Raw genomic sequence first — 24,133 nt, forward strand, 5'->3', positions numbered from 1 at the left:
TCGATGAAGTTAGGAATTATTGGTAGTGGAAAAATTGTTCATGATTTTTTGACAACTGCGGATAAAATAGCTGACTTAGAACTAGCAGCTATTTCAACCACTCCACGCAGCAAACAAATTGCACAGGATTTAGCTGAGCAATATAGGATTACTGAAGTTTTTTCCGATAATGACGAGCTCTATCGTGACCCAAATGTCGATACTGTCTATGTTGCTGTCCCTAACTCTTTACATTACGATGTAGTTAAACAGGCTATCTTGAATGGCAAAAACGTGATTTGTGAAAAACCATACGTTGCAACGGTTGCTGAAGCAAAGGAATTGAAAAAATTAGCTGATGAACATCACGTCATTATCGTTGAAGCAATCACTAATATTCATTTGGAAAATTACTTAGCAATTAAACGTGCTCTTTCTAAAATTGCACCTATCCATATTGCTAGCCTTAATTACACGCAGTATTCTAGTCGCTACGATGATTTCCTGGAAGGAAAAATCGCACCAGTTTTTGATCCTGCAAAAGACGGTGGCACGTTAATGGATTTAAATATCTATAATATTCATTTAGCCGTTGGTCTTTTTGGCAAGCCAGAAGCCGTGCAATACTATCCTGTGATGCAAAAAGGAATCGATACTTCAGGTATTCTAAATCTGACTTATCCTGAAATGCAGGCTAGTCTAATTGCCTCAAAAGATTGCTACACTACTCCTCGCTCTTTTATTGAGGGAGAAAAAGGAACAATTTTCTTTGATGGTTCAACTGGTGTGATTGATCGTTTCAGCATTGAGTTGAGAAATGGCGATACTGATAGCTTTGAATTTAATCGTTACAAGCACCGGATGGCTAGTGAGTTCAATGACTTTGTTAAGATCATTGACAACCACGACACTAAAACCGCTGATGAATTATATGATCATAGCATCACGGTCATGGATGTGTTGGCACAAGCGAAAAAGTCGGTAGCAAAGTAATCACATTAAAATAAGACAAACTAAAACACAGCTATTCTATTAATTTAGAAAAGCTGTGTTTTTTAATAAAAAAGGCCTAAGTCACCTAATTACTTAAATCATTTAGATTCAATAATTTGGGATAAACTTACAGTCTTTTTGTTTAACTACTAAACAATAAATTTGAGTAGCTAATAGTTATTTACTATTTTTGGGGTTCAGCTGAACCGTTTGGGGTCGCACCATTGCTGCCTGAGCCATTTGAGGTTGAACCATTGCTGCCTGAGCCATTTGAGGTTGAACCGTTGCTACCTGAGCCGTTTGAAGTTGAACCGTTGCTGCCTGAGCCATTTGAGGTTGAGCCATTGCTACCTGAGCCATTTGAGATTGAACCATTGCTGCCTGAGCCGTTTGAAGTTGAACTATTGCTGCCTGAGCCGTTTGAAGTTGAACCGTTGCTGCCTGAGCCATTTGAGGTTGAACCATTGCTGCCTGAGCCGTTTGAAGTTGAACCGTTGCTGCCTGAGCCATTTGAAGTTGAACCATTGCTTACTGAGCCGTTTGAGCCAGAATTATTACCGGTTGAATTTTGAGTATTATTGTTAGGTTGAACAGGCTTTTCTTTCTTAGCCAATGCACTAACTTTGATATAACCATATTTTGTTGAGTAATACTTTTTACCGTTAATAGTCACGACTGAGCCATAAACTTTAATGCCTTGGCCTTTGCGAACCTTACTATTTTTGATAACTTTACCACTTCTGGTATACAAAACTGTGTTTTTGGCTGCCTTAAGCTTTTTACCATCAACATTTGAAGCCTTTATATATTCATTTTTGCCTATCTTGTAATAAAGCTTACCATTGATTGTCTTCTGACCATAAACATGAATCTTTTTGCCAGCTTTAATAACTTTCTTTGTCTTTTTACCAGTCTTTTTATAAACGGCTGAGTTAGCACCAATTACCTTTGTTTTGGTAGCTGCACTAACTTCAGTAGGTACAGTACCTATTTCATTGCTTGGAACTTGACTTAAACCAACCGAAAGCAAAGTTGCACCGGTAACGGAAATAATCATTTTTTTGTAAAAATTGTTTTTACTCATTTTCAAAAACCTCACACTAGATTTACATTACATATATTGCCCCTAATATAACTGGTATCAAGAACGATATAATTAATAGTAGTCCTATAAATCCAGGATTTCAACACTATATATTTGAATAATCAAAAGTTCATATAGTTTAAAAGAAGTAATCAAATATCCACAATATAAATTAAAAAGCACTCAAACGTGTAGTGTATTAATAATATTGCTTTATATACTATTGCTAAGTTTATAGAATAGCACTTAATAACCAGCTATTGCTTATTAATAAATTTACACACATATCTTAATTTATTTTTTTAAACACAAAAAGGCCTAAGCATCCTAATTGCTTAAATCATTTAGATTTAACCAATTGCAAGATAAGCTTATGACCTTTTTACTTATTTTTGACTACTGAAGAATAAATTTAAGTATCTGATTAACGTGTACTTTCTGAATCAGTAGGTACTTGTGCACATGCTGCTTGCACTGTATTTACTGCTGTAACTAAATCTGATGCTTTTGTAGCACTTTGTACATCGCTCAATGAAGATTCAACAATAGCATCAATTGCAGCATTAGCTTCTTCTTTTTCATCTTCTGATAAAAGTGGATCATTATTATATCTGTCTTTACCAGCTTTTGCTGCTTCATTAATTGCATTAACTGCTGCTGTTTGTTGTTTTTCAAAAGGAACTACTTCATTTAGGGCGCTTTGTAAGTCAGTTTCAGCCTTATCTAAATCAGCTTGAGTCTTTGCATTAGCAATTGTTTCCTTTGCCTTGTTTACTGCAGCTGTTACTTTAGCTGAATCTCCACCAGCCTTAGTAACGAATTCGCCTGCTTTTGTTGCTAAATCTAAGCTTTCGATTCTACTTGGCTCAAGTTGACAAGCTTCAATAGCGGCTGTTTGAGCGTCAGTTATCTCTTGTTCAGATTTTGCATTCTCAATGCTGTCTTTTGCATCTTGAGCAATTTGATCAATTTTTGAAATTGCAGCACTCTTATCATCATTTGATAAAGGACTACTATTAATTGCATTAGTTGCATCTGTTACAGCATCATCAATAGCGGTGCTAGCTGCTGCTTTCTTATCCTTTAATACGTCTTCATTAGTTGATTCTTTATCACATACTGCTTTTACCGCATTTAGTGTTGAAACTAAATCTCCAGTTGTTTTAGCATCTTCTATAGCGCTAGGAGTTTTATCATCATATTTTTCTAAAGCAGAGGCAACTACGGCATCAATTGAAGCAGTTGCCTCTGCTTTATCATCATCTGATAGACTTGTATCACTATTAATTTTATCTTTTGCTGCTTGGGCAGTTGTTTTAATTGCACTAACTGTTGCTTCTTTTTGCTCTGCAAAAGGAACTACATCATTAAGGTCATTTTGTAAATCTGCTTCTGCCTTATCTAAATCAGCTTTTGTTGCAGCCTTAGCAATTGCTTTCTTAGCCTTATCAACTGCAGCTTTTACCTTGGTTGCATCACCGCCTGCTGTATTAGTAACAAATTCACCTGCTTTTGAAGCTAAGTCGGTGCTTTCAATTTTGCTTGGTTCAAGTTGAGAAGCTGCAATAGCACTATCTTTAGCCGCATTTATATCTGCTTCAGATTGCGCGTTATTAATAGTATCAGCTGCTGCTTGGGCAATCTTATTAACACGGTCGATTGCAGCCTTCTGATCATCATCTGATAGAGGGCTAGTCTTGATTGCATTAATTGCATCTTCTGCAGCCTTCTTAACTTCAGTATTAGCTGCTGCTTTCTTATCTTTTAATGCATCAACTGCTGGAGTGCTAGGCGTAGTGGATCCTGTAGAAGTATTTGTGGTATTTGAAGTAGAACCAGTACCTGCTGTAGAATCTTGTGTATTATCATTTGCACCCTTGTCAGGTTCAACAGGCTGTGTCTTACCAACAAGTGCACTTACTTTAATATAACCATATTTTGTTGAGTAATATTTTTTACCCTTTATGGTTACTTGTCCACCATAAATTTTAACGCCCTGACCCTTACGAACTTTACTATTCTTAATTACTTTACCGCTTCTAGTGTACAAAACTGTATTTTTAGCTGCATGACGCTTTTTACCATCAACATTTGAAGCTTTGATATATTGGTTTTTGCCAATCTTATAATAGAGCTTACCATTGATTGTCTTTTGACCATACACGCGAACCTTTTTGCCGACACTAATAATCTTCTTGGTTTTAATAACTTTTTTGCCTGTTTGTTTATAAACAGCAGAATTAGCCCCAATTACCTTAGTCTTTTGAGCAGCACTGACCTCAGTAGGTGCACTACTCATAATATTATTTGGAACTTGACTTAAACCAACCGATAACAATGTAGCACCGGTAACAGAAACGATTACTTTTTTGTAAAAACTATTTTTACTCATCTCTTAAAAACCTCACACTAGTTTTACTTTTATTTATTCTATTGCTCCCAATATAGCTGTTATTAAGAACGATATAATTAATAATAGCGCTACGTTTTCGACGTTTGAACACTATATACAAAAAAAAAAAATGAATATAGTTTTATAGTGTAAGTAGAATTTGTTTAAATAAAATAATTGCCCTTATCATTTAATATTTTAGTATTATTAATTAATTACAGCATTTATAGCATTATCATATATTTATAAAATAATATATTATAAATTACCATTTATAAATATGTGAAAAGCAAAACTAAGCAAACTTTTAGCTTTTTAGCAAAAAAGCAATTACAAAATTTTAGTCTTTTTTGTATCTAACAAGCAATAAAATGTGAGTCCACATAAAAAGAGCTAATCAATTTGATTAGCTCTTCAAACTATTTTTTACCAACAATTCGACGTACCCGATCTGCTGCTTCATATTTAGCAGAAAAGATTAATTCATCACCAGCTTCAATCACAGTATGGCCGTGTGGAACCAGCCACTTTTGCCCACGACGAATACGGCTAACAGTAATATCTTTGGCTAAGTCCCAGTCCATTAATTCACGTCCTGAATACTTCATATTGCGAACAACAACTGAATAGACAGCATTCTTGGTATCTGTTAGTACACTATATACCCCTGGTGATTCAATCAGTGCACGTAATAATGATGAAGTCACGTTACTTAAATCATAAACTTCCATTCCGTTCTGACGTAGTTCATTTACTTTAGCAATATCTGCCCGTTTTTGGCAAATAATGATTCGCTTAAACTTGCCTTTAGCTTTTGCCTGCTCGCCTAAACGTAGATTAGTTTCATCCGAGCGTAAAGCAGCAACAAAAATATTGCCACTGAATGCACCAGCTTGATTAAGATCGGTTTCTTCCAGATGTGGTAACAAAGTTAAGTTGGGCACACGACTCTTATAGATATCGTAGTGTTCACTGCTTGTCGTATACATTTTCACGGAATACCAATTGTCGTGCAAGTCATGCATAATCGGTACAGTTAGCGCATTAGTCCCCATAATGACAACTTCTTCTTTTATGCGGTCTTCAGGTTGCAGTTTAAAAAGAGCATTGAATAAAATCGGACAAAGAATGCAGACAATAACAGCTGCCAAGATAAAGACATCCGATTGAAGTCGAGAAATGACATTTAGCTTACGTGCAACTTCTAGCGCTGGCAGAACTATTGTAATTGTGGTTGCCGTCAAAAAGCCACCAGCAAGACCATTGCGTGAGCCAAACTTTTTCATAAAAATTAGAGCTACCGGTAGTTTAGCCAAGAGCAAAAATACAACAAGAACTGGTAGTAAAATCAATGAATTAGGATGAGCAAACAGTGACCTTAAATTAAGCTTTACACCTGTCATGATAAAGAAAATCGGGATGAAAAAGCCATAACCAATCGACGTCAATTTGTCTGCCGTTTCATGACTAGGTTCAAGCAGCTTCATCACAATTCCCGCCAAAAAGGCTCCCAGAATATTTTCCACGCCAACTTTTTCAGCAACTGTAACTAAGGCAAAAATCAAGAAAAAGGCAAGGCGCACATCTAATTGCGTTGTCGACTTAGTTACCTTGGCAAACCACAAATATGGTTGCTTAAAGCGCCACAATAACAAAATTGCCGCACCAAACAATAAAATAATTAGCCATAATTGCCTGGTATTACCACCATTAATTGCGGCGTAAACCGTTAAAAGAATCAGTGGAATAACTTCACCCAAAACAGCTGTTAACAAAATAGTCTGCCCAACTGGTCGTCCCAAGATATCCTTTTCTTTCAGTGTTGCAATTACGACTCCCAAAGCTACGGTCATAAAGATGATGGTTGCGAGCATTACATCACTGAATAACCCTAACATCTTTAAGACAAGCGCCAGGCACACCGAGAAAACAGTAGCGCCAATAAAGGCACTGCTTGCCGTTTTCAAAGGATCGACTTGCTTGTCTGACTTTTTCTTGCTAGGCTTCAATAGTTCAAAATCAATTTCCATCCCTGACAGGAATAGTAACAAAATCACACCCAAACTGGATAAAAAGTTTAAGTCATGCGTTGGCTGAACAAAGTTAAAGCCACTAGCACCCAAAATGATGCCAATAATGATTTCTGCCACCGCAGTTGGGATTGCCGTTACTTTAAGTCGCGCCATCATAATTGGTACGATTAAGGCAAACAAAACAACCAAGAATAAAGATAGCTGTGCCATGAAAAGCCTCCTTAAATACTGTGAAAATTATACACGAAAATAGTAACAAGCAAAACGGACAACAACTCAGTTTTAGCAATAGTTTGCAATCTATTTAATTACTTAAAAAATTGAAGACAAAGCTTAATCAACCAGCATATGTGCTAAAATAATCGTAACAATAAGCTTCGTTAGGAGGTAGTTTTAATGATTAGGAATGCACAAGTAACTGACAGTTCAGCAATTCAGGAAATTAATCGGACACAATTAGGTTACGATTGCTCACTTGAGCAAACAACTAAAAACTTGCAACGTATTTTAAAGGATGCAAACCATCATTATCTATTAGTTTATGAAGATGACGTAAGCCATCAATTAGAAGGCTATCTTCACGCTGAAATTTTTGAAGAAACCTACTTCGAGCCGTTATTGGACGTTTTAGCATTAGCTGTTGCCGGTTCAACACAAGGAAAAGGTATTGGTACTCAGTTAATGAGCAGATTAGAAGAGCTTGCACAAGAACTCGATATCAATGAAATAAGATTGAGTTCAGGAGAGGAACGAGTAGCTGCACACAAATTTTATGAAAAACTGGGTTATCAATGTCTGAAAAAACAAAAAAGGTTTGTCAAAAAATTAAGTACAAAGTAAAAAAGAGCTAATCGCAATAGAAATTTGCGATTAGCTCTTTTGGTAGTCTTTAAAAATTAACTAACTAGCGTATTAGAAATTTGCTGCTTTAACGAAGCGATTCTCACTAATTGCGTAGTAGATTTGACCATCAATATTAATTCTACCACCGTAAGTATGAACACTAGTACCACGCAATAGTTTAGTATTGTCAGCACGTAGGCCAGTAGTATCGTAAATATATGCGTTATGCGTTAAAACTCTTGAGGTACCAATGATGTTACTTGCAACAATATACTCATTTTCACCAATTTGCAAGTACTTCTTACCATTGATCATTTTTGTAGCAGTTACGTTTACTTCGATACCAGCAGTCTTTAGTGGTGCGTTAGTACGTTGTCCATTTGCGTCATAAACGTAAGCATCATGCATCAACTTCTTCTTACCTGTTGGCGCTTGTGAGACAGGATCTGGATCAGTAGCAGTACTGTTACTGTCAGATACGCCGTCTTGACCGGTAGAGGCGTCTGTTTCACCAGCTTGAAGATTGTAATAAGACTTAAGCAAGGAGAAGAAATCATCCATTGAATAGCCCCATTTAGCAAAGTAGCCATCTGGATCTGTGTGATTAGTTCCACCTAGAAAACGAGAAACTGCGTGGTGTGACCAAATTGTTCCTTGACCTGTGTTTGAAGCATTAGTTGGGACGATGCCATAACGATGCAACAATTTAGCTGCATAGATTGCATCATTGTTAACACTCTTTGCAAACTTATCTCTAGTGTTTTCCTGGCAAAGTTCAATTTGGATGTAGCGGCTGTTGGCAATTGCACCAGCACCCCAGACGCCATAATTTGGTGTCATCATTTGAATTACCTGTTTACTGTCAACAAAGGCATGAACGTAGGAATACATATTCATCCATTCACGGTTAAAGTAGATAGCCTCATTATAAGCAGAAGCATTTGGTGTTGCCGTTTCGTGAATTACAATTCCTTCTGGCTTACCTTTTCTGTACTTGATAATGTTGCCATTGGCATAAAACTTGTTGTACTTGATGTTGGCTGTTTGCAACATCTTGTACAAGTATGTTTCCCCAACATAGCTATTTTGCTTAGCAACCGCATTAATTGATGCCGCCTCAACTGTCTGAGTCTGGCTGACTTTAAAAACAGGCGCAACTAAACCTACTCCGATAGCAACAGTAGTTATTAGTTTCTTTATCTTCATTCTAAACGTTAGTTCCTCATTTCTTTTTTGTTAATTGGTTTTTACTTTAAAAATTGGCCTTCTTTACATACTGATGAACACCAATCCGGTAGTATTTGTGTCCATAAATTGTTATTGCAGCGCCATAAGTAGCAATTGATTGCCCCTTCTTCAAAACCTTCATATTATCGCGATTGCCATAATCGTTATAAACATAAGAGTTCTTCTTTAATGTTCTAAAAGTGCCGTCAATATTGCCACTTGCAATGTATTGATTTTCACCGATTCGGTAGTACTTCTTGCCATTAATCTTTTTAGTGCCATAGGTTGCGATGACCTTGCCTTCATCGCCAGCCTTAATTGCTTTCATACCCTTAACACGTTTACCTTCTGCGTCATAAACGTAAGAAGTGTGCATCAAGGTCTTATTAACCTTCTCATCACCTTTAGGAGCTTGAGAAGCAGGAGGCAGTGCACTACCAGCATCTAACAATGTGTCATTAACCCAGCCTTTGCCTGAGATGTACATCCGTTTTTTGCCGTTATAAAAAGTGATCGTCTTTGTTACAGTTACCGCATCGCCCTTATTAACTGAGCTTGTTTTAGCAGAAACTGAGTGGTCAGTTGGCCAAGCATAGGTAGCACCAGCTTTTTTCACTACATAGGACTTAGACGCGTTGGAAATTGTCGGATCGTACTGTGTAAGATTGTAAGCAGTAATACGACTATTCAAAATCGTGTTGTAGTTATTGGCTGTTGCATACGTTCCAGTCAATGCCTTGGTAGCATCTGTGTATGAGGACGCATTTTCAAGCCAAGCGCCTTGGTAACGGTCAGGCTGCCAAGAAACACCTAGACGCAACTTCTTACCGTTATCATCGAAGGACTCTTGGTAAGTATTGTATTTTCTGAATTTAGCAGTGACATAATAGCTCTTGCCGTTCTTGTCTTCTTCACGCGTTTTAGCGGAATAAGTAGCACCTGGCCAACTATCATCTGCTTTCATACCAAATAAGTTGTTAGCATTAACTGCAAGCCCAGATTGCCCCCAATTCGACTCAACAATTGCTTGTGCAATCATTACTGAAGGATATAGACCATATTTCTTAGCGACCTTCTGTGCTTGTCTGGTAGCAGTGTTTAAAAAAGTTGTTTCCGTTGCTGTAGCAGCTGAGACTTGATCAGCTCGAGCTGGTGAAGCGGCAATTAAGTTGTTGGTAACTGGAATTACAGCAGACGCAGCGAGTAACGCAGCTGAAAAACCAGTGATTAGTTTCTTTTTCATAGATGTGTGTTTGCCTCCTTAATCGACATCTTTATTGTATCGAGCAATTTCACGAGAAACAATAGATAGCATTTAATTGTAGTCAAAAAGTAATATAGCTCGACTTTTATTACAAGAAAAAGTTATCTTTCTAAAACTTCCTGTAATCGATTTAGTAATTGACTCTTAATACGTTGTAGTTGTCCTCTACTGACACCTATTTGCCTACTAAGCTGTTGAACCGGCTCACGCCCAATCAAATGCTCTAAAAATAGCTTCTGTTCTATGTCAGACAAGTATGGTAGCTCTGCTTCTAATGCTAAGTAATTATCCCAATTATGCTTATCTTCAACTATTTGCAAGTTTGTCAGTTCACTCTCACGTTCACACAGATGTTGCTCCTTGCGTAACAAATCAGTTGTGCGCCAGATTATCTTGCGAAAACTGCTTCGATCGACTTCTTCACGCGGAAGGGTTTGATTCTGCGTGAGCATATGCGCATAAGTAATAATCCCTTCCTGCAAAAAGTCCTCATAATTAGTATAGTCCTGTCTCACATGTGCGTACTTCAATGCACCTCTGACTAGTTTTTGGTTCTCCCATGCTTGTAAAAAAGCTTGTCGACTTATTTCCATTTGTGACATCTTCCTTTTCGTCTTTAGTGTCACAAGCGCTTGTGCATATAGTAGCTTAGCAAGTTATTAATACTGCGTAAAAACAAGTATCGTAAGCGGTAACAATTAAGTTAAGCGCATTCTTAATTCAAGGGTAAAACATAACCCTGCGCTACTTGAGGATTAATAAACTCAATAAACCGTGCCAAAAAAGTGTAAACAAAAAGCGAATTAACCCAAAGTTAATTCGCTTCTTTATCAAAATAGGGTATCACGGCGTTGAATAGCCTTCCTAACTGCCCGATGAAATTCAGTTAACAACGGCAATTCCAAATAGTCAGCTAGACAGCGACCATATCGTTGCTGTCTTTTATCCTGTAATTCAAGCAGTAATGGCTTAATTGCCAGGTCATTGTATGGATCATGAGGATGAAAGTACTCCGGCTGATCTATTAAGGATTCACCCTTGGGTCGCTGCACTTGCCAGCCTAGTGACTGCTCGAAATGAGCAATTAGTAGTTCGCAAAGGATGTGATTATAAACCAGACTATTGGAAATCTGGTCAACCACATAACGGCTACAATCATAATAAGCAAAAATGTAGCTTATTTCTCCATAGGGCACTGTTTTAAATACAACAGAAGAAATATTAATGGCTCGAAAACCAATCATCTGATGTAATGATACCCAATCAATACTACCTGAGTTATAACTGCGTAATGAAAAATATGCCAGTCTCCCTGTAGCAATAATGTTACGACTAGTCAGGTTTAATTTACTAGCAAAATCACGTTGAAATTCCAAGCCAGCTAAAAGACATTTTTGTCCAAAAGCTGTAAATAATGAGCGAGTACTATTTTGACATAAGACTATCCCTTTCTGACAATCAAAAATTACACTCTTATATTTACCCAATAGTGGTTCCTTCTGGAATTCATATATCGCAATCGTATCCCGATTAATTTGATAATTTGCATCTTTTGTAAGATACATGTCAATTGTTTGATCTACTCCAACTTTTTGTCGCAAAATATCCTTGGACCACACGCGGTGTTCCTTTTCTCGCGGTAGATTTAAGGTCTGCTGCTTCTTTGCTAACATTCATTCAGTCCTCTCTATTTGATTTTACCTATACAATTATACACAAATTGTTATCGGTTTCATAGAAGAGGAAACAAAAAACGGAAGCGACTAGTGTCGTTTCCGTTTCTGTAATTAATTTAACTAATTAATTAAAAGTTAGCAACTTTAACGTATTGCTTAGCTGGGCCACCGATACGGTAGTAAGCCTTACCATTCTTGAATGTGTAAGGAGCACCGTAAGTAGTAACCTTAGCACCCTTGCGTAATACACGACGGTCAGCACGTTTAGTACTTGTCTTGTATACGTAAGCGTTGTGAGTTAAAGTACGAACAGTACCATCGATGTTGTCAGCCATTACGTATTGGTTGTCACCGATTTGGTAAACCAAGCTACCGTCAGCAAGCTTAGTAGCTGCACCGTAAACATCAACGTTTGAGTAAGCAGCTAAAGTCTTAGTACCAACACGCTTGTGATCCTTGTCGTAGATGAATGCGTTGTGCATAACCTTCTTAGCAACCTTGTCAGCTGGCTTGAAAGTACCATCAACATATTTACTTTCGATGTACTTGTTAGAATCAGCGCTGTTAATACGTGCGTAAGTCTTGTCACCAATCTTGATTGATTCACCAAAGACAGCAATTTGATCGCCCTTCTTAACAACAGTCTTAGTATCAGTTACGTTGTTACCAACGATTTCGTAAACTGGTACATCACCATCTGATTGAACAGTCTTGTAAGAAGCACCTTTAGCACCAACAGTTAACATGAAGGTAACCTTAGTAGTCTTGCCATCAGCATTAGTTGCACTAACAACTACTGGGTATTTACCAGCAACCTTAGTGTTAACAGCTGAAACGTCAACACTTGGAGTTAACTTAGTTAAGTCAGTAGCACTAACAGTAGTAGCAAATGCAGCTACAATAGCATCCTTGTCTACAACACCATCAACTGGTACATAGTTAAACTTAGCAGTATCTGGAAGTGAGTCAATGGTCTTAGTACCCTTGTACTTAACACCAGCAAAAGTAATTTCTGGGTATGTAGCATCACCTTCATCTGAAGATGGGTTTACAGTTATAACAATTGTACCAGTTTTACCGTTTGTTGCGTAGTAGTTAAGAGTTACTGGGAATGAAGCAGCTGGTTTGTCAAAGCTTTCTTTTGCATCGCTCTTAGTAGTGATACCAGCAGTCTTCAATGCAGCACGAACATCTGCTTTAACGTTAGTCCAGTGACCAGTTGCAGGAGTAGTACCAGCTTGTGTAGTAACACCTACACCAAACTTGTTTACGATTGCTTGAGCAACAGCTTCAACACTGTACTTTGTAGAATCAAGATCAACTGAACCAGATTGTACAGCTTTACCAGTAGTGATGTCCTTAACGTAAGGTGCACCAGTTAATGTAGAATCAGCAAGTCTGAATGAAGAACTGATTACAGGAACATTTGAAATAACACCTGACTTGTCAGAAGTCATCTTGAATGCACCATCGTTAAATGAGTATTCAGTTTCAGCCTTCAAACCAGTAATAGTTACGTATACAAAGGCAACGTAATCTGTGTTAATTGCAAGATTACCAACATTTTTAGCTTCTTCACCTGTAGCAAAACTTGGGGTACCATTAGCAGCAATTCCAGTTAATTGTGTTGGTGTGTATACCTTAGCTGATGAGGTTGAAATTGAAGCTCCAGCAGGTAAAGTTGGGTTAGCAAGTGTAACAGTCAACTTAGATGCAGGATCACCATTTGCTAAAGATAATGCATTAGTAACATTAAGCTTAAATGATGCAGCCTTGGTACCATCATTAGTAGTACCGCCTACAACAGTAACATTAGTATCAGCTAAAACAGTTGATACAGTAGAAGCAGCAACTGGTGCAACAGCTAATAAAGCAGCTGCAGCAGCACTAGCAATTCTTAAATTTTTCTTCATGTGGTCTTTCCTCCTTGTGTATATACAAAATAGTAATAGGCTATAGGTTCAGTCGTTTAGAGCCTACATTGTTACAACATCCTTCAAGCCGAATCCATAAGTTTATAACTCTTATGAGGTAGCTTTCAGGCTGAAGAACGCGCATGCGTACAGACTTACGTGCCTGAAGCATAGCTATTACTTACCACATTTCATATTGTACCTACCTTTAGCTAAAATTGCAAGGTGAGCGGATATTTTACACACTTTTGTAATAAACGCTTACAGATTATTGCAAAAATAATTTTTTAAATTAATTCGTAAAAGCTTATGTAGCAATTATTTTTACACTTTTAAAAATCAGCCAGTGTTCTTAAATTATTTTATGCAACATTAATTTTACAAAACATTAACAAATTAACAGGAAATAAAGTAAAAAGTCATGCCTAATTAAACAAGGTATGACTTTTTAATAAATAATTATCTTCGATTAGTAAAATTTTTGAGTTTCCTAATCAAACTAGTTGTGAGCCTGAACAATTGCAGCCCTTTTTGAGCTACCTGCAGAATCATCGAACAAATTTGTAACCACACGTTCAACATATGAAGCAGATTGTGGAATCTTATAGACATCAACTCCATCTTTTGCAAATGCATCTGCATCTGCAATTGTCTTCATTGCCGTTTTAACTTCTACTGAAGTCAAGTGATCAGCGGCATCCGGTAAGGCCAATGTGACCTTTTTATCATCACCATTTAAAAATACTAATTGTAAAGTTTTTGATTTAGTTACCAAATTAATCTCGCTCCTTTTCTTTCCTATATTTAATTAGCTAGCAAAAATCTTTTTTAGTTAACGGTGTCAATTAGCGGAATTGCCTGCTTTTGAATTAAGGTTGCGGCAGTCAAGTCAGCTCCTTGCAGACTTGCAAGTGCATCCCCCACCTTAGCCAAACCAGCCGCAGACGCACCCTTTTTCACATTTTTAAAGACACGCGACTTAATATTATCTTTGCCATCTTGTTGATTGTAGAAAGTGTACTGGATTGTTTGCTCTAATAAATCTAAACTCATATTTTTTACCATCCTTTTGATTGAATTATTGAAACTAACAATGTAAGAAGTAGCGCGCTAGATGTCTTACACTATTACTAACGAAATGAGACGGCAAAGTGTAACAAATTTCTTGAGAATTTTTTATATTATTGGCAAAAAGCGTGTATCGGTAGTCAAACAAGTATTAACCCTCTATAATTAATGTAAGAATTAGTAAGGAGGATAAATTCCTATTATGAAAAAATCTACGATTTGGACGATCGCAGCCGTTGTCATTATTGCCCTCGGCGGTGGCGTCTTTTACGCAACCCAAAAATCAAATAGCAATCAAGTAGATGCTTCTTATAACAATGCCATTCAATCTGGTAAAGAAGCCGTTAAAGACAAAAATTACACTAGAGCAAGTGACGCGTTTGACAAGGCCCTTTCGATTAAGAAAACCGATCAAGCACAAGCTTATAAAGAACAAGCTGACAACATGACGGCTGCAATTAAAGCAACTAAAGATGGTGAATACGATGACGCCCTTGCCAAGACTAATGATGTCATTAAGCAGAGCAACGGTTATTCCGTTTTAGTTAGTCACGGTAAAAAGCTGACTAAAACCATCAAGGATGTTCAAGATAATTATGAACACGAAATCAAGCCAATTTTTGCAGCTGCTAAGCAAAACGAAGATGACAAGCAGTACGATCAAGCTGCTGACCAATACCAAAAAGTGCTAGACCTACCTTATATTGATGGCAAGTACTACGCTAAATATAAGAAACAAGCTAGCGCTGGCCTTGATAAGAACAAGCAGGCTGCTAAAGATAATAAGAATGAAGCTGAATCTTCTTCTAATAGTAGTTCTAACAGTACCAATTCTAATGGCGGTGACACTGGTAATGCAGGTAAAACTGGTGAAGGCTCAATGGGCGACCACAAAGTTCACGGTCAAACCGTTACAAATGACCAAATTGCTCAACTGCGTAAACGTGTAACTAAACTTGGTTACGAAGGTATGGCATGGAGTCCTCAAGATTTAATCGATCTTTACCGTAAATCTGGACGCGCAAATCCTGATCAAATTACTAAGAGCGATGTGCAAAACTATCTAAAACCATAATTAATACTTTATAATGAAGAAAAGTTTTAAAAGCGTCTAAGTATTTTAGCTAAGACGCTTTTAACTTGAGCATTTTTAGCCATTTAATCATGTGCAACAATAATGCTATAATTTGACTAACTGAAGAAATGGGCTACTAGGTTTTTCTCAAGTAGCTACTGTATAGTTGCTTTTACCGCTTAAACTCTGTAAAATGACTATTGACTTTCACGTTTCCTATTTTTACTAAAGGGGTGTCTGCTTTGACTGAAAAAGAAACAAATATCAAAGAGCAAGATAATGAACAAGAACAAGAAAATGAAGAATTAAAGGTTGTCATGCCTGAAGCTGAATGGACAACAATGCCTGAAGAAGAATTTGCTGAACAACCTGATTATTTAAGAGTTTTCACTGACTTCTACATTGCTAAATTCAACCAGCGCGACTTGGAAATCATGAACACTTATGATCCTGATTCAAACATGGTTGATATTAACCACTATGTAATGGACAACATCAAATTTTCACGTAATGAATTGGTTAAGCATGCTTTGCAATACCACGCTAACAACTTCCAAAATATAGTAGACGAAATTGTTAAGCAAGATAGTATTAAGCCTGAAGAAATGACTTCATACAGCGATTGGGACAACTGGTACGAAGACCGTCGTAATAATATTTCTACTTCTTTATCATAATTTACTTGTACTATTACGAAAAAAAGAACAAAATAGGTACTTAAATGGGAATGTCGGTTGACATTCTTTTTTACTTAATTAAATAAAATCTTGAAATAGTCTAATGGGAGTATCAGATTACTATGGATCACAAGAAGAAGCGGATTTCCGCGGCTGGTTTGTTAATCACAATTGGGATTGTGTACGGTGATATCGGAACTAGTCCGCTCTATGTTATGAAGTCGATTGTTAATGGTAACGGCGGCATTGCCAACGTTAACCGCGAATTGATTTTAGGTTCAATCTCACTGATTTTTTGGACAGTTACGTTATTAACGACTGTTAAATACGTCATAATTGCACTTAACGCAACCAACCGTGGTGAAGGTGGTATTTTTGCCTTATATGCACTCGTTCGTAAGCGAGCTAAATGGTTGGTCATGCCTGCCTTAATTGGTGGGGCTGCACTACTTGCCGACGGAACGCTGACACCTGCAGTTACCGTTACGACTTCAATTGAAGGTCTGAAAAATATGCATTTTGGCAGTAGTGTTCCTGTTCCTAATCAGAACTCCGTCATTGTGATTACCATTATCATTTTGCTGATACTGTTTTCAATTCAAATGTTGGGAACAAGTAGTATCGGTAAAGCGTTTGGACCAATAATGTTGGTCTGGTTCACTTTTTTAGGTGTAATCGGTATTAGCAATATGGCTCATGACTGGTCAATTATCGAAGCACTTAATCCCGTATGGGCAATCAAAATTTTATTCAGCCCTGCAAACAAAGCCGGTATCTTCATTCTAGGATCAATCTTCCTAGCAACTACCGGTGCCGAAGCACTATATTCAGATGTTGGTCACGTTGGCCGTGGCAATATCCTAGGCTCTTGGCCTTACGTATTTGTTTGCCTAGCTTTAAACTATCTTGGTCAAGGTGTTTGGATTTTACAAAACCCTAATTACCAAACTAACGGTGGCGAATTAAACCCATTCTTCGAGGCTGTACCAGCCAACTTACGTTTATTTGCCATCATTTTGGCAACTATTGCCGCAATTATCGCTTCACAAGCCCTGATTACTGGTTCATTTACACTTGTATCTGAAGCCAGTGGTTTGAAGTTTTTACCACGGATGAAAATCAATTATCCAACAACCGAACACGGTCAGATTTATATTCCATCTGTTAACAAGATGATTTGTGTCGCAACCATTGGTGTCGTTCTGTTCTTCCGTACTTCGGAACACATGGAAGCAGCCTACGGTCTGTCAATTACGGTTACCATGTTAATGACCACCCTACTCTTATTCGAGTACTTGGCTTCTAAGCATCACCCACTTGTTTTGCGTCTTTGCTTCTTGCTTGTCTTTGGCTTTATCGAAGGCATGTTCTTGATTTCAAGTTTAACCAAGTTTATGCACGGTGGTTACGTAACTGTTTTAATTGCTGGCTTCATTGGTGTAATTATGTTCATTTGGTACTTCGGTAACAAGGTACGTGATAAACACGAAGGGGCAAAAACTTATGTCCGTTTGGACGAATACACTGATATGTTGACTGACTTAAGTCATGATGATGATTATCCAGTATACGCAACTAACTTGGTCTATATGGCTAAGGTGAAGTACAACAAATTTATTAAACGTGAAATCATGTACTCCATTTTGGATAAACGACCAAAAAGAGCTGCTGCTTACTGGTTCGTATCAGTTAACATTACTAATGAGCCTTACACTGCGCGCTATGCGGTTAATACATATGGCACCAAAAATGTCATCAACGTTCAGCTTTTCTTAGGTTTTAAAAAGCAAACCAGCGTGAATGTTTACTTACGGCAAATCGTTCAGGACTTAATCAAGGATGGAACAATTGAGGCACAACCGCAGGATTACACTACTACGCCTGGTCGCCAAGTTGGAGACTTCTCATTCGTTATCGTTAACGAAGTCTTCAGTCCGCTTACCAAACTTAAGGGCTTTGAAAAACTAATGCTAAAAGCTCGTATCTGGTTACAAAACTTATCTTCCAATCCAGCATCTTGGTTTGGTCTGGAATACACTGATACGGTGGTTGAGCAAGTCCCATTAATTCTGGGTCGTCCTGAAACAAAATTGCACATTAAGCGTGTTGCACCAAAGGATTACTCTAATTTAAAAGATCAGGAAACTGAATAAAGAAAAAGCATCTGAAGAAAATCTTCAGATGCTTTTTTATGTCTATGAAATTGTGTCCAACGTGTTGTCACTAATACAAACTAAGTCGGTTAAGCGGCCAGTATCGAACTTTGACTACACCTTCAATTTTACTTCTAGGAATTGCTCCAATGTAACGACTATCCTTTGATACACTCCGGTGGTCACCCAATACAAAGTATGAATCTTTCGGAACCTTATTAGTTTTTCTCATCAAGTTCAACTGGGCTGCCGTATAAATTTTCTTGTAGTCTTTTTTAGTTGCTAACGAGCGAATTGAAAAGTTTCCAGTGTCAGAGTAATGCGTACCATTGAAGCCATCCTCATGGTCTATCAATTTAAAGCCAGGTTCTAAATAACTCTGGTCAATTTTTTTGCCATTAACATAAATCTTATTGTTCTTTGCAGTAACTGTATCACCTGGTAAGCCAATGATTCGTTTGATATAAAACGCTTTTGGTTCATCAGGTGCTTTTAGAATGATAACTTCGTTACGCTTTAGTTCACTATGGCGATAAGCAATGACGCGCTCTTGATTTTCAAAAGTTGGTTGCATTGAAATGCCTGATACAGAGCATTTAACTATTACAAACTTGGTTAACAAAAAATTGATTACGACAAAGGCGATGAATAAAACGACTGTATACTTAAAAATATCGTAGAAATCTTTTTTACTTTGCTGGTTATCTTTCATGAACTTAACTTTCTTTTCTATTACTGAGAACAAGTTTATACAATAACTACATTATAAACTTTAGAATGAAAAAGTTAAAAATCAACTTTGCTAAAGATCAAAATCAAACGCATATCTATTATTGATCTGTCAATTTCTAGCTTTTTGAAATATAATAACTGGAATGTTAGTTTTATATATGGAGAAATAATTTATGGAAAGCAAACTAATAATCGATGAACAACGAGCTACTACACTATTTGATGCTTATTGTTCATCTGAAACAAATCAAGGTCATTACTATGTTGACTTTGTTCCTATCACTTTTATGAATGAGGATTTTGCTGAACTAGCTGATTATTTGGCAATTAATTACAAACCAGATTTTGCCAAAAAGATTATTTTTATTGCTTTTACCATTCTTTGTTATTATGATTCAGCAGTCTTCTTAGCTGGCAATGACTATTTAGAAAAATATACTAATAAAGACTTGCGCCATACTGATTTGGAGAGCATTGCTAAAGAAATTAGAGACAAAATAATTAAAAACCGCATGGGTTTGTATATTTTCTTTCAAACCGAAGACAAAGACCACATTTCTTTAATGAGTATCGAAGATGAATACAGTACACATTTTTTTGGTCTTTCTGGGGAAGCACAAAAGATGATTGAACAGCTAGTAACTCACCAAGGTTTATTTTTCAAAAAAGTTAAAAATATTGATTAAATCAAGGAGAACTTACCGATGTCAGTTGAAAAAGACTACGAAATAATTAATAAGATACTCAGCGAAAACAAAGATAGTTATTACGTTGACTTTGTTCCCATTACTTTTCAGAATGCGGACTTCGCGGAATTAGCTGATTATTTAGAAAAGCACTATAAAAAAGATTTTGCTAAAGGTATTATTTTTACTGCTTTCACTATTCTTTATTACTATGAGTCAGTTGTCTATTTGGATAATGACTGTGACGATCCAGTTTATCCTGACCTGATTGATGACGACCTGAAAGAGTTGGAACTAGATAGTTTAGCAGAACTCATCCAAGAAGTGATTATGGAAAACTGGTCAGGACTAACCATTCTTTTTAAAAATGATGGTAAATATTCCTTAATGCAAATTAAGGATGGCTGTGACGTCTATTTTGGAAATCTCTCTGGTGAAGCACTAAAAATAGTTGATCAATTGATTACTCAGCAAGGCCTTTACCTAAAGAAATTTGAACGCGAATATCGCACTGATTCTTTCGAAGAAGAAGGTGGCTGGAAAATCGAGCCGGATAATAGTCCCCTAAGCTTCCACAGTGAAAGTTTTTGGAAGCTCAAGGACAAAACTGATAAGCGTGTAAGCCTACTGGATAAAGAAGGTAAAGTATTAGGCGAATAACAATGTAGTTGTAGTTACAGCTTTCATTACAGCAAAAAAGAGCTCCAAAGGTGAACTAATCCTTGGGGCTCTTTTTATACACTTTATTTAACTTTTAATTCTAAGCATCTAGACCTATTTGTTCTAAAAATTTCGCCGTTATTCTCCTCTTTAGTGGTTTTGCTTTAACTGTTTCAATTAAACCTTCATTTTGTAGTTCAGCAAGCCCTTCTTTAAATTTCCTTCGTGATATATGATCTTGCTTAAAGAGCTCAAATAATTCCCGATCTTCTATACTACCTTCAAAATCATTAAATAAATATGCCTGCGAATAAATATATAGTTCATTAAATTTAACGATTGAATATTTACGCTTTTCAAGCTCTTTTTTGACATAGTCTAAGCGATACCGTGCCTTTTGCAATTGGTCAATGACTTCGTCTTGACCATCACTTAGATAATTTAACATGTCCTTTACGAAGAAAGTTATTTCTCCATGATTCTTTTTATCTTCAACTTCGGCAAAACCGTCATAATATGGAATCTTCTTTAAATTTATCTGATGTGAAAGGCTCACTGCAGTATACGGATCCAGTTTTTTACCGATATAGCTGCAAAAAATATACCTGCCCAGTCTGCCATTGCCATCATAAAACGGATGAACATATTCAAAATAATAATGAGCTACGCACGCCTTAATAACAGATATATACTCATCATCATTGATAAAGTCTATCCACCTTTCAAGTTGCTCATTAATTTCACTTTCATGCTGCTTGGGAAAATGTACTGTTTTGACACTGTTACCAATTCGTACAAAACCATCTCTAAATAGCTTGCCATCTGGTAACTTTTTTTGAGGAATCTCGCCCTCAAGTAAGAAGTCATAAAGTTTTCTAATATCTGATAAACTTTCGATTTTATTTACTTTACCTTCTTTGATTGAAGTATACATATTAACAAAAGAAGTTAGGCGAATATTTTTCTTTTGCTTTGTCTGATTATTTATTGCATTGTTTATTTCCTCAGTAGTGGAAGAAACATTTTCAATATCATTTGTTCCCTTAATTTCCTTAACCAGCATTTGATTAAAAAACTGTTCATACGCAACGCCTGGTAACTTGGAAATTAGCTCTTTTATTTTTTGTGACTTTTCCACTACATTTCTTATCAAATCAACGATATCTTTAACAGGCACCATAAAAAGGTTATACCGTTCAGGAAGTCTGAAGCCCTCCCTTTTATTAATTGGATTAACGACTAAAGGAAACGTAATTGTTCCATAACCATTAATTCTTCTATCCAACTCGATATCAATAGATTCTTCGGGGTGATTATAAGAATATATCCTTAATGGCTGGTATTTACTCATTATTAAATCGCTCCTTTCATAGAAATCAAACAAATAACTTTTGTTACATGCGTATAAATCGTCAAAAATTGTGCTTTTAGCATTTATTATTCAATATTCTACACCTTAAATTGCCAAAATGGCAATTTTTGAAGTTTATAACTCAAAATAACATATAATAAATCGCAAAAATCGCAATTTTGGTCATTTAGAATTCAAAAAGTACATCACAAATTGCAATAACTGCTTTTTTGGACGTTTATCTAGTGATTCCAAATTAGCGGACAATAAAAAAAGCTGGTAAGATCTAGTACTTACCAACTTCTTTATAAAACTAATCGATATTTTTTAATTACCAAATATAAACGCGTTTATCTGGATCTAACCACATACCGTCTTCTGGCTTAACATCGAAGGCCTTGTAGAAGTCATCTTGACATTGAGTCTGAACGTTAGCACGTAATGGACCAGGAGCGTGAACATCAACTGCAGTTTGACTCTTAATTGATTCAGTCAATTGCTTGTTAGCCCAAATGCGAGCAAAGTTTTCGAACAATTTCTTCAAGTCTTCGTTCTCATTCTTAGCAGCTTCGACTGCAGCAGTTAAACCACCTTGGTCTGCAATGTTTTCTGAAACAATTTGCTTACCGTTAAGAGTAACTGGACCATATTCAATACCATCAAACAGGTCAATTTCAGCTTGCGTACGCTTCTTAAATTCAGCGTAGTCTTCGTTAGTCCACCAGTTCTTCATGTTACCAATTTCATCGAATTGCGCACCATTATTATCAAAGGCGTGTGAAACTTCGTGGGCAATAACAGTACCGATACCACCGTAATTAGTAGCACGGTCTTGTTTTAAGTCATAAAATGGTGCCTGAAGAATAGCAGCAGGGAATGTTAAGTCGTTTCTTTGTGGGTCGTAACATGCATTAACGAGGTTACCAGGCATTGCCCAAACTGTCCGATCAACTTCCTTGTGCAATTGTTCAAGGTTGTACTTTTGCTCCACAATGCCAAATGCACGTTCATTTGAATAAAGGCTACCACCCTCATTAGCTGGAACCACCTTTAAGCGATTGTAAACTTCTTCAATTTTGTCAGGGTAACCAATCTTTAGCTCTAAAGCGTTAACCTTAACAATGGCCTTTTCTTTAGTTGCTTCTGACAACCAGCTATTGTTTTGCAAGCGATCCTTATAAACATCAAGCATGTGATGAATCATTTCTTCAACATCTTTTTTGGCATCCTCACCAAAATATGTCTTGCCGTAGTACACACCCACAACTTCGCTGAAGTCTGAGTTAGTAAATTGATATGCTTGCTTTTCGCCGCTTGTTAATTTTGGTTGACCGTTTAATGCTTGGCTGAATGGGAACGCTGCTTCACGAAATTCTTGTGATAAAGCAGGAGCTGCAGCATTAATAAAGTTAACAATCATCCAGCCTTTGATTTCATCAAAGTTTTCTTCATTGATAATTTCGTTAATGTGATCCAAGTAGCGTGGTTCTTCAACAATAATTCGTTCTGGTTCTTCGCCAATTGCTTCTTTCAAGTAGTAAGCAATCTTGAATTGATCAAACTTAGCTTCAAAGTCTGCAATCTTCATTGGATTGTAAGTAGCAGGATAATCTGCCCATTCTTCTGTAGACTTAACAATCTTAGATAGCTTAGCATCAAACTTAATAGCATCTTCTGCATATTTTTCTGCCTTAGCTTGATCAATACCAGCCATAGTCAAAAGCTTAACTGATTGCTTTTGTAAAATGTCTAATAGCTTTGGTGCATCAGGAGTTTGATAAGTTGTAGTGTCTGGTAAATATGTTCCTGGACCTGCAAAATACAAAGCATTAACTTTAGTATTCTTCATGTCAGGTGAAACGTCAAAGCCAAATGGGATTGAAGCAAAGGTTGATAAGGCAGGCGCATTTAAGTTGTAGTCAGAAAAGTCCTTAATGCCGTCAAGAATAGCTAAATCGTCCTTAATTGGATCAGCACCTTCTCTATTACGCTTGTCAAAATCGCATGCTAATTTATAGAGCTTAACTGCTTCATCCAAGTTAGGAACATCAGGAATTTCCTTTTTACCAGATGCAAAATCAGCTAAATCCTGCATTAAATGCTTTTCAACGCTAACGTCAATACCATCAAATGATGCCATACGTGAACGATCTTCTGGAATCTTAGTCTTTTCAATCCATTCAGAGTTAACAGCTAGGTATAAGTTATCCTGAGGTCTTGTGCCAACTTTTGGTTCAATGACGTTGCCGCTACCGCCACGAATTGCCGAAATATTTTTCATTGAGAGAGTCCTCCCCTTTTTTTCTAAAATTAAAAATACACTAAAT

20 protein-coding genes and 1 pseudogene are annotated in these 24,133 nt (G+C 36.8%); 8 read left to right on the forward strand and 13 right to left on the reverse strand.

Annotated features, from left to right (window positions below; all coding sequences use genetic code 11):
* Positions 1-3 precede the first annotated feature (3 nt).
* Positions 4-972: a Gfo/Idh/MocA family protein gene (locus H3R25_RS05460; RefSeq protein ID WP_198194521.1), complete on the forward strand. Its 969-nt coding sequence runs from the start codon at positions 4-6 to the stop codon at positions 970-972.
* A gap of 366 nt (positions 973-1,338) precedes the next feature.
* The gene (locus tag H3R25_RS09165) at positions 1,339-1,557 is read left to right on the forward strand and encodes a hypothetical protein (RefSeq protein WP_370567440.1); all 219 of its coding nucleotides are present in this window, start codon (positions 1,339-1,341) and stop codon (positions 1,555-1,557) included.
* Positions 1,558-1,600: 43 nt separating this feature from the next.
* Here H3R25_RS09165 and H3R25_RS09170 read toward each other — a convergent pair.
* The 3 genes and pseudogenes from H3R25_RS09170 to H3R25_RS05475 all read right to left on the reverse strand — a co-directional run.
* Positions 1,601-2,056: pseudogene (locus H3R25_RS09170) on the reverse strand (SLAP domain-containing protein); the annotation flags it as partial.
* Between the two features lie 424 nt (positions 2,057-2,480).
* Positions 2,481-4,448: a DUF1542 domain-containing protein gene (locus H3R25_RS05470; RefSeq protein ID WP_198187924.1), complete on the reverse strand. Its 1,968-nt coding sequence runs from the start codon at positions 4,446-4,448 to the stop codon at positions 2,481-2,483.
* A 419-nt stretch (positions 4,449-4,867) separates the two neighbouring features.
* Positions 4,868-6,691, reverse strand: coding sequence for a cation:proton antiporter family protein (locus H3R25_RS05475; RefSeq protein ID WP_198187925.1), 1,824 nt, complete (start codon positions 6,689-6,691; stop codon positions 4,868-4,870).
* A gap of 186 nt (positions 6,692-6,877) precedes the next feature.
* On the opposite strand from H3R25_RS05475, the gene H3R25_RS05480 reads away from it, so the two are divergent.
* Positions 6,878-7,321 carry a GNAT family N-acetyltransferase gene (locus tag H3R25_RS05480; protein ID WP_187158303.1) on the forward strand — a complete coding sequence of 148 codons (444 nt, stop codon included), beginning with the start codon at positions 6,878-6,880 and terminating at the stop codon, positions 7,319-7,321.
* A gap of 72 nt (positions 7,322-7,393) precedes the next feature.
* Here the strand turns inward: H3R25_RS05480 and H3R25_RS05485 are convergent, their stop codons facing one another.
* The 7 genes from H3R25_RS05485 to H3R25_RS05515 all read right to left on the reverse strand — a co-directional run bounded on the left by H3R25_RS05485 (position 7,394) and on the right by H3R25_RS05515 (position 14,457).
* Positions 7,394-8,530, reverse strand: coding sequence for an SLAP domain-containing protein (locus H3R25_RS05485; protein ID WP_198194523.1), 1,137 nt, complete (start codon positions 8,528-8,530; stop codon positions 7,394-7,396).
* A gap of 46 nt (positions 8,531-8,576) precedes the next feature.
* Positions 8,577-9,794 (reverse strand): glucosaminidase domain-containing protein, encoded by a 1,218-nt coding sequence (locus H3R25_RS05490; protein ID WP_198194524.1) that lies wholly within the window; start codon positions 9,792-9,794, stop codon positions 8,577-8,579.
* Positions 9,795-9,916: 122 nt separating this feature from the next.
* Positions 9,917-10,408, reverse strand: a complete 492-nt coding sequence (locus tag H3R25_RS05495; RefSeq protein WP_198187931.1) for a sigma-70 family RNA polymerase sigma factor — start codon at positions 10,406-10,408, stop codon at positions 9,917-9,919.
* A 237-nt stretch (positions 10,409-10,645) separates the two neighbouring features.
* Entirely contained in the window at positions 10,646-11,434 is a 789-nt protein-coding gene (locus H3R25_RS05500; RefSeq protein WP_198194525.1) for a hypothetical protein, read from the reverse strand.
* A 185-nt stretch (positions 11,435-11,619) separates the two neighbouring features.
* Positions 11,620-13,404: an SLAP domain-containing protein gene (locus tag H3R25_RS05505; protein ID WP_198187940.1), complete on the reverse strand. Its 1,785-nt coding sequence runs from the start codon at positions 13,402-13,404 to the stop codon at positions 11,620-11,622.
* A 499-nt stretch (positions 13,405-13,903) separates the two neighbouring features.
* Positions 13,904-14,179 carry a DUF2922 domain-containing protein gene (locus tag H3R25_RS05510; protein WP_198187942.1) on the reverse strand — a complete coding sequence of 92 codons (276 nt, stop codon included), beginning with the start codon at positions 14,177-14,179 and terminating at the stop codon, positions 13,904-13,906.
* Between the two features lie 53 nt (positions 14,180-14,232).
* Positions 14,233-14,457, reverse strand: a complete 225-nt coding sequence (locus tag H3R25_RS05515) for a DUF1659 domain-containing protein (RefSeq protein WP_074425912.1) — start codon at positions 14,455-14,457, stop codon at positions 14,233-14,235.
* Between the two features lie 217 nt (positions 14,458-14,674).
* Between H3R25_RS05515 and H3R25_RS05520 the strand changes: the two genes are divergently transcribed.
* The 3 genes from H3R25_RS05520 to H3R25_RS05530 all read left to right on the forward strand — a co-directional run bounded on the left by H3R25_RS05520 (position 14,675) and on the right by H3R25_RS05530 (position 18,377).
* A complete protein-coding gene (locus H3R25_RS05520) occupies positions 14,675-15,547 on the forward strand; it encodes a hypothetical protein (RefSeq protein WP_198194526.1) in 873 nt (290 codons plus the stop codon).
* 242 nt (positions 15,548-15,789) lie between these two features.
* Positions 15,790-16,224: a hypothetical protein gene (locus H3R25_RS05525; RefSeq protein WP_198187946.1), complete on the forward strand. Its 435-nt coding sequence runs from the start codon at positions 15,790-15,792 to the stop codon at positions 16,222-16,224.
* A 122-nt stretch (positions 16,225-16,346) separates the two neighbouring features.
* A complete protein-coding gene (locus tag H3R25_RS05530; RefSeq protein ID WP_198194527.1) occupies positions 16,347-18,377 on the forward strand; it encodes a KUP/HAK/KT family potassium transporter in 2,031 nt (676 codons plus the stop codon).
* Between the two features lie 70 nt (positions 18,378-18,447).
* On the opposite strand, the gene lepB is transcribed toward H3R25_RS05530, so the two are convergent.
* The gene (gene lepB / locus H3R25_RS05535) at positions 18,448-19,089 is read right to left on the reverse strand and encodes a signal peptidase I (protein WP_074425916.1); all 642 of its coding nucleotides are present in this window, start codon (positions 19,087-19,089) and stop codon (positions 18,448-18,450) included.
* A gap of 193 nt (positions 19,090-19,282) precedes the next feature.
* Here lepB and H3R25_RS05540 point away from each other — a divergent pair, with 193 nt between their 5' ends.
* Entirely contained in the window at positions 19,283-19,795 is a 513-nt protein-coding gene (locus H3R25_RS05540) for a hypothetical protein (RefSeq protein WP_232354566.1), read from the forward strand.
* A gap of 18 nt (positions 19,796-19,813) precedes the next feature.
* Positions 19,814-20,455 carry a hypothetical protein gene (locus H3R25_RS05545; protein ID WP_198194528.1) on the forward strand — a complete coding sequence of 214 codons (642 nt, stop codon included), beginning with the start codon at positions 19,814-19,816 and terminating at the stop codon, positions 20,453-20,455.
* 100 nt (positions 20,456-20,555) lie between these two features.
* On the opposite strand, the gene H3R25_RS05550 is transcribed toward H3R25_RS05545, so the two are convergent.
* Positions 20,556-21,806, reverse strand: a complete 1,251-nt coding sequence (locus H3R25_RS05550; RefSeq protein ID WP_198194529.1) for a Fic family protein — start codon at positions 21,804-21,806, stop codon at positions 20,556-20,558.
* A gap of 331 nt (positions 21,807-22,137) precedes the next feature.
* Positions 22,138-24,087: a M13 family metallopeptidase gene (locus tag H3R25_RS05555; RefSeq protein WP_198194530.1), complete on the reverse strand. Its 1,950-nt coding sequence runs from the start codon at positions 24,085-24,087 to the stop codon at positions 22,138-22,140.
* Between the last annotated feature and the right edge of the window lie 46 nt (positions 24,088-24,133).

The organism is Lactobacillus sp. M0390 (assembly GCF_016102085.1).
Classification (GTDB): Bacteria; Bacillota; Bacilli; order Lactobacillales; family Lactobacillaceae; genus Lactobacillus; species Lactobacillus apis.